Source organism: Paenibacillus sp. CF384 (assembly GCF_900106745.1).
Taxonomy (GTDB): Bacteria; Bacillota; Bacilli; order Paenibacillales; family Paenibacillaceae; genus Paenibacillus_Z.
Window position 1 is genome coordinate 119,163 of the sequence record NZ_FNNV01000003.1, and the last position, 13,823, is coordinate 132,985.

Below are 13,823 nucleotides of genomic sequence, written 5' to 3' on the forward strand. Positions count from 1 at the left end.
GGGAACTATGAAGCGATCCTATATCAAATTGATTTCGATACTCGTGATCTTATCTGCTGTCATCTATTTAGCAGCTACAACGATAGGGGGCAGCGCCGATCGAACGGCTTCCGCCGAAGATCGCCCGCTTGACAGCGCAAGCTTAATGAAATTGTCATCTTCCTTCAAGAAGGGCAGCTACGATGAGTATTTGTCCAAGTACTCAGACACGCCTGAGCCAGTGTCAGACATCCTGATTGAAGCTGAGAGCTTTAGTACGTTTTCGGAGATGAACGCTTCTATTGTCGAGAACTACGAAGGTGAACAAGGGAAGATGGTTCTAACGGAAGAAACAGGATCGATTTCATGGTCCGTAGCTATCGAGCAAAGTGGTTTGTACCAGATCGATATGAAATATTTCACCGTGAAGGGCAAAGATTCGGACATCGAGAGAGGTCTGAAGATTGACGGGGAAACGCCATTTAATGAAGCGAGAAGTCTTGTCTTCAGTCGTATCTGGAAAGATGAGAAAACCGTATTTGACCGCGATGATAATGGCAATGATTTGGCGCCGAAGCAGATCGAGGTGCCGATGTGGCAGGAATCGCTGTTTGAAGATGCAAGCGGATATTATGAGCAACCGTATCAGTTTTATCTAAGCAAAGGGAAACATGAGCTGACGCTGACCTCAAGCAAAGAACCGCTGGTCATCGATTATCTGAAATTAACCAAGCCGAGTAAGACCATTGCCTACGATGAACTAGAGAAACTTTACAAGCAGAATGGCTACAAACCCGTCGAAGGCTCATTTATGAAAATTCAAGGGGAAGCCTCTTCGCTGAAATCAACGCCAATGCTCCTCCCTTACAATGACCGCTCAAGCCCGGCTGTCGAGCCTTTCCACGCATCGAAGCTGCGTAATAATGCGATGGGTGGCTGGACCTGGCGCATGCCGGGACAGTGGATAGAATGGGAAGTCGAAGTTCAGAAGGATGGGTTATATCAAATCGCTTTTAAGAACCGGCAGAACTATTTAACTGCGATGTCGGCTCTGCGCACGCTTACGATTGACGGCGTGCTTCCGTTTAAGGAAGCCCAGCGAATCGGTTTCGCGTATGACCGTAATTGGCAGATGAAGGTGCTGGGCAAGCAGAGCGATAAACCTTACCAATTCTATATGACTGCGGGCAAACACACCATCCGGCTTGAAGTAACACTAGGCGAATTAGCGCCTGTCCTGCGGACCGTAGAGAATAGTGTGTTGAACTTGAACGCGATGTATCGAAAGGTGATCAGCTTTACAGGTGTTGTCCCGGATCAGTTCCGCGATTATGCGCTGGACAAGCGCATTCCTGAGATGTCTAACGTATTCCGCGAGGAAAGCGAACGTCTCTATGCGATTGCCCGCATGATTCAAGGCCCTGACGATGGAGGCAACGACCGTTCAGCCCTATTGAATACATTGGCCTATCAGTTGAAAGACATGGCAGATCGACCGGATACAGTACCTAGCCGTATCGATGCTTTCAAAAGCAATGTCGGGGCATTGGGTACATGGATGCTGATGATTAATGAACAGCCGGTTGCAATCGATTATTTAATCGTTTCGGAACCCGGTGCGAAGCTCCCGAGTCCGGAAGCGACAACCTTTGCGAAGTTCAAATCAAGCCTTGCATCGTTCGCTGCTTCGTTCTATGAGAACTATGATGATTTCAGCAGCAATGACGCAGGGGATAAAGTGATCACCGTATGGGTGACATCCGGACGCGACCAAGCGCAAATCCTGAAACGACTGGTGGATGACAACTTTACGCATGACACGGGAATAAAAGTGAACCTGAAGTTGGTTTCCGCGGATATTTTGCTTCCATCAACTGTTGCGGGTAAAGGTCCTGATGTGGCACTGCAGGTCGGGAACGAAGTGCCTGTCAACTTTGCAACACGTCATGCACTCCAGGATTTGTCCGTATTCTCTGATTTCCGTGAGGTTACTGAGCGCTTTAAGAGCAGTGTCATGGTGCCGTATGAGTACAACAAGGGGTATTATGGGCTGCCTGAGCAGCAGACGTTCCCTGTCTTGTTCTACCGGAAAGACATCATCGAAGATGAATTGCATCTGAAGGTGCCGCAAACATGGGACGATGTGTATGCTCTTATTCCGGAGCTGCAGAAGCATAACCTGCAATTCGGGTTACCGCAGCGTGGGCTAAACGCGCAAGGCAATGACGTCGTCACGACGGATATCATTACGCTTCCGCCAAGTCCTACGTTTGCGATGCTGCTCTATCAGAATGATGGACAGTTCTATAAGAATCATGACATGGCTACGGGATTGGACGAAGAAACGGCTATTGAGCAGTTCAAGAAATGGACGGATTTGTACGTGAATTACAAGCTGCCGATCCAGACCGATTTTGCGAACCGTTTCCGTACCGGGGAAATGCCAATCGGCATCGTAGACTATACGATGTATAACAAGCTTTCGGTGTATGCGCCGGAAATTAAAGGACTATGGGGATTTGCACCTGTTCCCGGAGTGAAGAAGCCGGATGGAACGATCCGTCGCGATGTCGGTACGGGAGGCACGGCGGCTGTCATGTTCGAGCATACGAAGGACAAAGAATCGGCGTGGGCCTTTATGAAATGGTGGACCGGCAAAGAGACGCAATTGGCGTTTGGCCGCGAGATGGAGGTTCGTTTAGGGACATCAGCTCGTTATCCTACCGCTAATATCGAAGCGCTGAAGATGCTTTCATGGCCAGTCCAAGATTTAAACACGCTGCTCGAACAAATGGAATGGACGCGGGGAATTCCTGAAGTGCCTGGCGGTTATTTGACCGGCCGGAACATTGACAATGCCTTCCGCCGCGTCGTAGTACAAGGCGAAGATCCGCGTGAAACGATTGACTTCTACGTTCGATACATGAACGAAGAGATCAACGCCAGAAGAAAAGAATTCAATCTTCCCTATGAGAAGTGAGGGGATTCCCAATTAGTGCGATAACGTTAAAGAAACTAAGCCATATCAAGACGGAATTACGCAAGAACAAACATGCCCTAGTCTTGATGGCTCCCTATTTTCTGATTTTCACTGTGTTTACCGTCATACCGGTATTTATGTCCGTCATTCTCAGCTTTACGTATTTCAATATGCTTGAATTTCCGCGTTTTGTAGGCTGGGACAATTACGCGCAGCTATTCGTAGCGGATGATGTGTTTCTCATTGCAGTCAAGAACACGTTCTTATTCGCTTTTATTACGGGTCCGATCAGTTATGTGGCCTGCTTCATATTCGCATGGCTGATTAATGAATTACCGCCTAAGCTGCGTGCAGTGCTGACGCTCATTCTGTACGCCCCATCTATTGCAGGCAATACCTATTTGATCTGGCAAACGCTGTTCTCCAGTGATTCTTATGGTTTCATGAACTCGTTTCTGATCAAGTGGGGCTTCATTCTGGAGCCGATACAATGGCTGCAGGATCCGCGGTATATGCTTCCCATTCTAATGGCCGTTCAATTGTGGCTCAGCTTGGGTACATCGTTCCTAGCTTTTATCGCCGGTTTGCAGAACGTGGATCGGACCTTGTATGAAGCGGGAGCGATCGACGGCATCCGTAATCGGTGGCAGGAGCTGTGGTTTATTACGCTTCCGGCTATGCGACCACAATTGATGTTCGGTGCCGTCATTCAGATTACATCGGCATTTGCGGTAGCCGAAATTTCAATCTATATGATCGGATTCCCGAGTGTGGATTACGCCGCTCATACGATCGTTACGCATTTGGTCGATTATGGAACCATCCGATTCCAGATGGGCTACGCATCCGCAATCGCGACGATCTTGTTTGCGATTATGATGTTAACGAACTTGATTACGCAGAAGCTTCTCAAAAAAGTAGGTGAGTAAGTCCGATGGCATTGAAGTTCCTATTGAGAAAACGGCTTAATCGCTCCTGGTCAGTCGATATTCTACTCTTTATTCTGCTGGCCGGTGTCGCGGCATTTATGGCAACTCCACTGGTGTATACGATTAACAGAGCTTTCATGCCGCTGGACGAAATCTTCGCATTCCCGCCAAGATTTATCGTTCGTCATCCGGAGATGAAGAACTTCACGGATTTAGTCGGCATCTTCGCTGACTCTTGGGTTCCGTTCTCGCGCTATGTATTTAATACGTTCTTTATCGCGATCACGGGAACGACGGGGCATGTCATTATTGCTTCGGCAGCAGCGTATCCGCTTGCGAAAGTAAAATTTCCTTTCCGGAATGCGCTGTTCAGCCTTGTCGTGATGTCGCTTATGTTCACGCCTTACGTAACCCAGGTTCCGAACTACATGACGATCTCTTGGCTTGGGATGATCAATACGTATTGGGCGATCTTGCTCCCGGCCTTTGGTTCCACGCTGGGGCTTTACTTGATGAAGCAGTTTATGGAACAGATTCCGGATGCTTTAATTGAGGCAGCGAAGATCGACGGCGCGACGGAATATCGGATATTCTGGCAAATCGTCATGCCGATCGTGAAACCGGCTTGGATGACGCTCATCATCTTCTCGCTACAAAGCTTGTGGACGAACGGATCCGTAACGAGCCACAAATATATTTACAGCGAACAGCTTCGTACGGTGGATGCCGTCTTCGGACAAATTGCGAGCGGGGGAATAGCAAGAACGGGTCCGGTTGCAGCCGTAACGCTGCTCATGATGTCTGTTCCGATTGCGGTATTCATCATTACGCAAAGCAAAGTCATTCAAACGATGTCTACATCGGGGCTGAAAGAGTAAGCAGGGGGGAGCCGGATTTTGACAGCCAAAAGAACGATCGTAACGTTAATGCTGGTTATGCTCATGCTCGGTATATGCGCTCCTGCGTCCGCTGCCTCATTGGATGGGTACAACTACTCCTATTGGGGGGAAGCGGTGCCGGCGCCTGATCCATACCGCGCCGCAGAAGTCATTTACGGTCCGGATCTGAATATCGGACCGATGGTTTCGCCGCAGGATATGTACATATCGAGTACAGGCGCTATTTATATCGCAGATACGGGCAACAGCCGTGTAATCGTACTCGACAAGAAGCTGGGCGTAGAGCGCGTCATTACTGAATTTGATCATGCAGGCAAGAAAGATACTTTCAATCAGCCCGAAGGAGTTTTCGCGGATGCGAAAGGGCATCTCTTCGTGGCAGATACACAGAATCGGCGAATTATAGAGCTTTCGGCCGATGGTGAGTTTGTGCGAGAGATCAACGAGCCGAAGTCGTCTTTGATTCGTGAGGGGTTTCAATTTACTCCCATTAAACTTGTCGTAGATAAAGCCGAAAGGCTGTACTTAATTAGTCGCGGTTCGTACGAAGGCATCATGGAATTTGATTCCGATGGCGTATTCAGTGGATTTATTGGTACGAATCGAGTGAAATTCAGTCCGATGGATTTGTTCTGGAAGCGTATCTCGACTAAGAAACAGCGTGATCAAATGGAGCAGTTTATACCACTGGAGTTCAACAACATCGCCATTGACGATGACGGTTTTATGTATACGACAACAGTGGAAGAAAACTCGGACAGCCCGATTAAGAAGCTGAACCCATCCGGTGTCGATATTTTGCGGAGCAAAGGATATTTTCCGCCTAAAGGGGATATCGGCACGATGGAAGTGGGAAGCTTCCCGGGCAGCTCGATCTTCGTCGATGTCACGCAGGATGCCGGCGGCATGTATAGCGCGCTGGATTCGAAACGCGGACGTATTTTCTCGTATGACAAAGATGGAAATTTACTCTACATGTTCGGCGGATTAGGCGCGGAGCAAGGGAAATTCCGTACCCCTTCGGCCATTGGGTTGCAGGGCGATCGCGTCATCGTACTGGATAAGGATAACAATCGGTTAACTGTTTTTGAGCCGACGCGTTATGGGCAATTAATACGGGATGCGGTTACTTCGCTCTATAACGGGAAAGTGGAACAATCTACTACCGCATGGAAGCAAGTACTGAAGCTAAACAGTAATTTCGAGGTCGCGTACATCGGCATCGGTAAATCTCTGCTAAAGCAAGGCGATAACAAAGAAGCGATGACGTATTTCGAGCTTGGCAACAATCGGGAGAACTATTCCGAAGCCTTCAAACGCTACCGCAAGGAAATCGTCATGGATCGTTTCGGCACCATTGTTCTCAGTCTAGCAGCTGCAATCGGAATCATTTATGCCATGATCAAGCTTATGAGAAGAAGGGCTGCGAGCGGCTATTATAAAGAAGTCGGCCCGCTCAAGAACCCGTTCTACACGATGCTGCATCCGTTTAACGGCTTCTGGGAGATGAAGTTTGAGAAACAGGGAAGAGTCAAGATTGCAGCCTTCATCTTGTTTCTACTCGTGTTGCTCACCATCGTGAAGCGACAGTACAGCGGATTCGTTGTCAATTTCAACAATCCCGCCGAACTGAACAGCATCAATGAACTGAAATACATCATACTGCCGTTCCTGCTCTGGTGCGTAGCAAACTGGTCGCTCACAACGCTCATGGATGGCGAAGGCAAATTCAAAGAAATAGTAATGGCTACCGGGTACTCCTTGCTGCCGTTTGTCATTATTTATTTGCCGCAAACGCTGTACAGCAGGTTCATCACGGCAGATGAGAGTTCCTTTTATTATTTGCTGGATACCGTAGCGATTGTTTGGTTCATCGCCTTGCTGTTCGTTGGGACGATGACGATTCATCAATACTCGGCTGGTAAAACGGTACTAACGATGCTGCTCACGCTCGTTGTCATCGGGATCATGTTGTTCCTAGGCGTTCTGTTCTTCAGTATGCTGCAGCAGATGATCAGCTTTATGATGTCACTCTATCACGAACTTTCGTTTAGAGTACGATGATTGCCGAGGAATCTTGTTTATTTGGAGGGGAACGGTTGTGATCAATAAAAAGCAAGTCGTCATTGCTGCCCTCTGCGGATGCTTGGCAGCTGGCACTGCCATTATCAATTACGCCGACGGGGACAAAGTGGCTAACGGATTGGCGGGAGACGCGTCATCGGCATTGGCATCGGCAACTTCTGGTGAAGGCAAGTCTCTCAAAGGCAAGGTTTCGATTGCCTCTATGGAGCTGACTTCAGATACGATGGTGCAAACAATTAATACTCCGGAAGAGCTGGATGCACTTAAGCAAATGGAGCAGGTAGCGGAGACGGAAACGCTTGCCTTGTTCATCAATAAAGAAACAGCAGAGATTGCAGTAAAGGACAAGCGCGATGGCTATGTCTGGTTCTCGAATCCAGTCGGTCATCAGAAGGATTCGCTTGCATCACCACTCTATCAATCGGAGCTATCGTCGCAGCTGCTGCTTAAGTATTATAACGAGAAGGGCCAAGTCTATCAATTCAACAGCTATGATGAAAGCGTCCTTAAGAAACAGTTCGAGATTACAGCTGCGAAGAACGGCATAACCATCGTCTACCGGTTCGGCCAAGATTCCGGCGGCACCGATAATATTCCGACGGTGATCAGCAAGGAACGGTTCCAGAAGTTCATCTTGGATAAGCTGCCGGATGACGAAGCTCGTAAGCAGGTCACGTATAAGTTCCGTCTCAATCAGGAGAAGCAGGTCTACGAGGTTCGTAATTTGCAAGATAACGTGAAGCAGGAGCTTGCTGGTTATCTGACCCAGGCGGGATATACGAAGGAAGATGCTGCTCAGGATAATCAAGAGAATGGCGCCGAAGTGGAAGCTTCCGATGAACAGGCGGCATTCACGATTCCGATTACTTTCTCCTTGGACGCGAATCAATTCGTTGTCTCTATCGCTGCGAAGGATGTCCGCTACAGTCCGGACTTTCCGCTTGCATCCGTTCAGGTGCTTAAGCATTTCGGGGCGGCCGATAATAAGAAGCAAGGTTATATTTTCGTTCCGGATGGTTCAGGTGCATTGATACAACTGAACAATAAGAAGTTAAGCGCGGAACCATTCAACATGCCGGTTTATGGTGAGGATGGCACGTTTGATGTGAAAGAGCAGGTGGTGACCAGCTCGCCGGTTCGATTGCCTGTGTTTGGCTTAAAGCAGAATGATCATGCTTTGCTGGGAATCATCGAGGATGGGGATGCGTTATCCAGCGTACTTGCCGATATTAGCGGCAGACATGATAGTTATAATAGCGTCAATTCCGAGTTTCAATTTGTCGCAATGGACTATTATACGCTCAGCTCCGGGACCAAAACCAGTTCTGTTCCCATGTTCCAACAGCGGCCTTATCAAGGGGATCTTCGTGTAAGGTACAGCTTCCTGTCCGGCAGTGCTGCTGATTATGTAGGGATGGCAGGCGTCTATCGGAATTACTTGACCGACAAGTATAAGCTGAAGAAGCTCGAAGAGAAGGCTAACGCGCCGTTCATCCTTGAGGTTGATGGAGCGTTCCGCAAGAAGAAGTCATTCCTAGGCATCCCTTATAAGGCAACGGAATCGTTAACGACGTATGACGAGGCTGGCGAAATGCTCAAGCTGCTGAAAACGCAGGGAATCGATGATATTGCACTGCGCTATATAGGCTGGTTTAATGATGGCATCCGTCACAGCTCTCCTAAGGATATCGAGCTTGAAGGTGCACTCGGAGGCAAGAATGGGCTTCAACGTCTGGTCGATTACACGAAACAGAATGGAATCGGTTTGTATCCGGATGTGGCGTTCTTAGAGAAATATAAGGGAGCAGCCGACAGCGCGGATTTGCTTGATCGCCGCAGTGCAGCCGTCTATAATTACAATCCGGTCATGTACGTGAAGGATAGCGCTTCATTCTCGCATTACAAGTTGTCCCCGAACAAGCTTCCGAATACGGTGGATGCCTTTATGGACGATTATGAGAAGCTTGGTATAAAGGGCTTATCCTTGCGGGATATGGGAAATGAAGTGAATTCTGACTTTGATCCGGAAGCATCAGTTGACCGTCAAGCTGCACGGAATACGATCCTGCATGAAACGGACAAGCTGAAGCAGCAGAGCGGTCAGATCATGGTAAGCGGAGGCAATGCGTATACACTTCCATATGCCAACGTCGTCGTAAATGCACCTACGTCCAGCAATCGATTAAACATTACCGATGAAGATGTCATGTTCTATCAAATTGCTCTTCATGGTTATGTAGACCTGGCAGGTTCGCCGTTCAATATGGATGAGTATCAGAATCCGCGCGTTTCGATGCTCAAAGCGCTGGAAACCGGCTCAAACATTTATTACGCCTGGTACTATAACGAATCCTCCGTTGTCAAAGATACCGCTTATAACGATCTGTACGCGCTCCATTATGCGGATTGGTTCGATGAAGCGGCCCAATTATACAACGAGGCTAACCCGATATTGAAACAGGTGCGCAATCAGATTATTACGGGTCATCGGACACTTGCCAATCGCGTCGTAGAGACCACGTTCGAGAACGGCATGTCCATTATCGTGAATTACAATCAAACGGCAGTACAGGTGAACGGCATGGAGATCGGCGCCGAAAGCTACCGGTTAGGCGGTGAATGACGATGTTTAAGAAACCAATGACACTAAAACAGAAAAATGCATGGTTCGGTGTTCTGTTTGCATCGCCGCTTATGTTCGGTATGATCCTGCTGTTCATATTGCCGCTGATTCAGTCGTTTCGTTACAGCTTAAGCTCACTGGATATGGTTGATGGAGGCTTTAAAGTAACGTACGAGGGCTTCGATAATTATACGAGCCTGTTCACTTCCAATCCGGATTTCCCACGAACCTTGGCGGAATCGCTCGGGAACATGGTCGTGAACGTTCCGCTCATCCTGATTTTCAGTTTATTTGCAGCGGTACTGCTCAATCAGAAGTTTGTAGGCCGTCCATTCGCCAGAGCGATCTTCTTCCTGCCCGTTATTCTGGCTTCCAGCGCAATCGCGAATCTGGATATCAGCAGTTTTGTCGGCGGCGGTGCGATTCCTGCTGGCAATGGAGGAGAAGGGGGATCGAATGCCCTGCAAAGCTTCGAGCTAAGTAAAATGATGATCGAATCCGGCTTATCGCCGGTCATCGTGAATTATATTACCGGTGCGGTAGATCGGATTTATGAGATTATCAGCTCCTCCGGCGTGCAAATTCTTATTTTCTTAGCAGGCTTGCAGTCGATTTCTCCATCCTTGTACGAGGCCTCTAAGATTGAAGGCGCGACAGGGTATGAGAGCTTCTGGAAAATTACATTCCCGATGGTTACGCCGCTTATTCTAACGAACATGGTCTATTCCATCACGGATACCTTTAGCAGCAATCAGATCAACTTGTTAATATCGGAAACGGCCTTCAAAGTATTCGATTTCGGTCTTAGCGCCGCGATGTCGTGGGTGTTCTTCCTATGCGTCGGCTTGATTCTGGCCGTCTCAGTCGGTCTAATCTCACGCAAAGTGTTCTACTATGACTAAATGGGGAGGTGAGTCTATGAAATCGCCTACAGCTTACGCCGATTTGTTCGTAAGACGGTACAATCCGGTGGAGAAGACGAAAGGATTCGTATGGAGATTGATACGAGCCGTCCTCATACTCGGCTTTTGTTTCGTCATCTTGTTTCCGCTATTCTTGCGAATTTCCATTGCATTTCGCAGCAAGGCCGACATATACGATCCGACCGTGCTCTGGATTCCAAGACATTTTACGCTGGATAACTTCAAAATCGCCATGGAATCTGCGCATTACTTGACTTCATTCCTTAATACGCTCTACATCACGTCCAGCACAACCATCATCCAGATGGCGTCCTGTACGCTGGCTGCTTATGCGTTTGCACGACTGAAGTTTAAAGGCAGCGAAATCTTATTCGCACTTGTCATCTTCACCATTGTGGTGCCGCCGCAAACGATCATGATTCCGCTCTACTTGACGTACCGGTACTTCGATCTGTTTGGTCTCATTCACTTGTTTACAGGCAAGAAAGGACTGAATCTAATCGATACCTTCTGGCCGTTTATTATTTCGGCCGGCACGGCAATGGGACTCAAGAACGGGCTATACATTTATATTTTCCGGCAGTTCTTTAGAGGAATTCCGAAGGAAGTCGAGGAAGCTGCATTGGTTGACGGCGCAGGGGTGCTTCGCACGTTCTCCCGCATCATGCTGCCTAACGCCATTCCAGCCATCGTAACCGTGCTTCTATTCTCATTTGTCTGGCAGTGGAATGACAGCTATTACGTCAGTTTGTTCCTGAAGCAAGTGAAAGTGCTGTCTACGAGCCTCATGGATATGGGGGTTGGCATCAAGGAACCGGACCCTGTCTATACGTCCATGCTGCTTAATACCGGAGTCCTATTGACGATCGCGCCTCTTATTGCCATGTATCTGTTTGTACAGCGGTACTTTGTAGAAAGCGTAGAGCGGACGGGGATTACGGGCTAGTCCATAATTCGTATAAAATCTGTTGGATTAGTAAGACAATAATAGATATACTGAAAAAAATAGAACTAATTAGGCTGAGGTGTGAATTCTGTGCTGAGCGATAATAAGCCGTTATACAGTCAAATACTCGGGGTTATGCGAGAACGCATCTCTCAAGGGGAATATGTTACCGGTCAGCAGCTTCCAACGGAACTTGAGCTAGCGGAGCAGTTCGGCGTTAGCCGCATTACATCCAAACGTGCTTTGATAGAACTCGAAAGAGAAGGCCTGATCTATCGTAGAAGAGGCAGCGGCAGTTTCGTCAAGAAACAAGATGAAGCTCGCCTTGAAACGGAAGTGAGGGAGGCCGCTCCCTCCAGCCGAATCGTGTCCATGATCCTTCCTTTTGTAACTGCTCACAATACGCTTGAGCATATGCAAGGTGCGGCCAAATATGTAGAATCCAAAGGGTATTACCTAAGTATCCATAATAGTGACTGGAGCAGTGAGCGAGAGCGTGAGCTGCTGCAATCGCTGCCTAAGAGAGGGACGTCAGGTATTATTCTGTACCCGGTCAGCACGCAAAAAAATTTGGATGTCGTCCATGCGCTTCATCTCAGCGAATATCCCGTTGTAACGCTTGACCAATATTACAGCTTGCTGACGATGGGAAGCGCTGTATCGGATAATTATGAAGGTGGTTATCAGGCGGCGTCCAAGCTGATCGAACTGGGTCATTCTCGTATTGCGTTTATTTCCACGATCGGAATTCAGTATCGCAGTACAGTACGTGACCGCTTCTTCGGGTATAGTAAGGCGCTAAGCGACAACGGACTTCCGGTGGATATTGAGCTGATCTTGAGCGACTTGCCGCGTGAAGCAGAAGGCGTTCCGGCGACTCGGCGGGAATTCTACAAGGAATTGCTGGGGAAATTGATCAAGCTGCGCGTGACGGCGATTCAAACCGAACATGATATGGTCGCTTACGACTGTATGAAGGCGGCTATTGATCTTGGAATCAAGATTCCGGAGGAGCTGTCGATTGTAGGTTTCGATAACAACGAGATGTCGCAGCAAGGCGATATTCCGATCACAACCATCGAACAGAATTACGAGGAAATCGGAAAACGTGCTGCGATGATGATTATCGATCAATTGGAGAACCATGTCATACAACGGGAACGGTCTGTTATTCCAATTAAGTGGATATCGAGACAGTCCATCGGGCCTGGACCGGACCTGGCCGATTGAGTCCGGGTTTGGTATTCGCCTTCTTGTGAGCTTCATGCTCGCAAGGAGGCTTTTTTGCGTTAAGTTATACTCTTGTTAAATGGATATTTCATATGTTATATCTAATATTTACACATTCGGCGTAAGAACGGTATAATAAGTGTGAAAATGGAAGCTTATATTCGAAGAAGATATAACATAATTATAAATGGAGGCTGGATCAATGCATTTCAGCGGAGTACCGGAACCACACATGAAGAGGTATGCACCTGAGCATTACATGTGCCGAAGAGCGACTGAGCCGCTCATACTGGATGGCAGACTGGATAAACCATTTTGGGCTGATGCGCCGTGGACGGCTGAATTTGTTGATATTGAAGGCGACCTGAAACCGAAGCCTAGCAAACGGACGAAAGTCAAAATGTTATGGGACGACGAGTACTTCTATTTCGGAGCGGAATTGATGGAGGACCAAATTTGGGCTACGCTGACGGAGAGAGACTCCGTGATTTTCTACGATAACGATTTTGAGATATTCATTGATCCCGACGGTGATTCGCACCAATACTATGAATTTGAAATTAATGCCCTGAACACAGTGTGGGATTTGCTATTAGTGAAGCCATACCGTGACGGTGGACCTGCAGTCAACGCATGGGACATCGCCGGACTGAAGACAGCGGTGCACATAGATGGAGAGCTCAATAATCCAATTGCCGCTAATCGCAGCTGGAGCGTTGAAGTCGCCATGCCATGGAAGAGCCTGCTGGAATGCGCTTCCGAAGGTCGTCGTCCAACACCCGGACAATTCTGGCGCGTCAATTTCTCTCGTGTGGAGTGGCAGGCAGAGGTGAAAGAAGGACGCTATGAGAAAGTGATCAATCCTGCAACAGGCAAGTCATACCCCGAAGACAATTGGGTATGGTCGCCGATGGGAATCATCAATATGCATTATCCGGAATTATGGGGATATGTCGTATTTGCAGGTGAAGGAATTGATGAACATTTTACGCTGCCGCAGGACGAAACGATAAAGTGGCAGCTGCGCAAGCTGTATTATCGTCAGCGCAATCATTATGCGGAATTCGGCGCGTTTAGTGAGGATCTGGCCTTGCTTATGGGTGAGGACACATGGATGATCCAACCTCAAATCGAAGTGACATCGCGGCTCTTTCAACTGTCGGCGCCTTCTATGGATGGCAGTTCGACTTTCTATATTCGAGAAGATGGGAAGCTATGGAAGGAGTGAG

The 13,823-nt window shown here is 48.2% G+C and carries 9 protein-coding genes; all 9 read left to right on the forward strand.

Annotation, left to right across the window (positions count from 1 at the left end; genetic code table 11):
- Positions 1-7: 7 nt before the first annotated feature.
- The 9 genes from BLW29_RS07965 to BLW29_RS08005 all read left to right on the forward strand — a co-directional run bounded on the left by BLW29_RS07965 (position 8) and on the right by BLW29_RS08005 (position 13,822).
- Entirely contained in the window at positions 8-2,959 is a 2,952-nt protein-coding gene (locus tag BLW29_RS07965) for an extracellular solute-binding protein (protein ID WP_090978026.1), read from the forward strand.
- Between the two features lie 20 nt (positions 2,960-2,979).
- On the forward strand, positions 2,980-3,888 hold the full coding sequence (locus tag BLW29_RS07970; RefSeq protein ID WP_371264692.1) for a carbohydrate ABC transporter permease: 909 nt from the start codon (positions 2,980-2,982) through the stop codon (positions 3,886-3,888).
- Between the two features lie 5 nt (positions 3,889-3,893).
- On the forward strand, positions 3,894-4,766 hold the full coding sequence (locus tag BLW29_RS07975) for a carbohydrate ABC transporter permease (protein WP_090978030.1): 873 nt from the start codon (positions 3,894-3,896) through the stop codon (positions 4,764-4,766).
- An 18-nt stretch (positions 4,767-4,784) separates the two neighbouring features.
- The gene (locus BLW29_RS07980) at positions 4,785-6,851 is read left to right on the forward strand and encodes a YIP1 family protein (protein ID WP_256208441.1); all 2,067 of its coding nucleotides are present in this window, start codon (positions 4,785-4,787) and stop codon (positions 6,849-6,851) included.
- A gap of 37 nt (positions 6,852-6,888) precedes the next feature.
- Complete coding sequence (locus BLW29_RS07985) at positions 6,889-9,495, forward strand: DUF5696 domain-containing protein (RefSeq protein WP_090978032.1); 2,607 nt, start codon at positions 6,889-6,891, stop codon at positions 9,493-9,495.
- Between the two features lie 2 nt (positions 9,496-9,497).
- Positions 9,498-10,397, forward strand: a complete 900-nt coding sequence (locus tag BLW29_RS07990) for a carbohydrate ABC transporter permease (protein ID WP_090978034.1) — start codon at positions 9,498-9,500, stop codon at positions 10,395-10,397.
- A gap of 16 nt (positions 10,398-10,413) precedes the next feature.
- Positions 10,414-11,364, forward strand: a complete 951-nt coding sequence (locus tag BLW29_RS07995) for a carbohydrate ABC transporter permease (RefSeq protein ID WP_090978036.1) — start codon at positions 10,414-10,416, stop codon at positions 11,362-11,364.
- Positions 11,365-11,454: 90 nt separating this feature from the next.
- The gene (locus BLW29_RS08000) at positions 11,455-12,594 is read left to right on the forward strand and encodes a GntR family transcriptional regulator (RefSeq protein ID WP_090978038.1); all 1,140 of its coding nucleotides are present in this window, start codon (positions 11,455-11,457) and stop codon (positions 12,592-12,594) included.
- A gap of 202 nt (positions 12,595-12,796) precedes the next feature.
- On the forward strand, positions 12,797-13,822 hold the full coding sequence (locus tag BLW29_RS08005; RefSeq protein WP_090978039.1) for a carbohydrate-binding family 9-like protein: 1,026 nt from the start codon (positions 12,797-12,799) through the stop codon (positions 13,820-13,822).
- Position 13,823 lies beyond the last annotated feature (1 nt).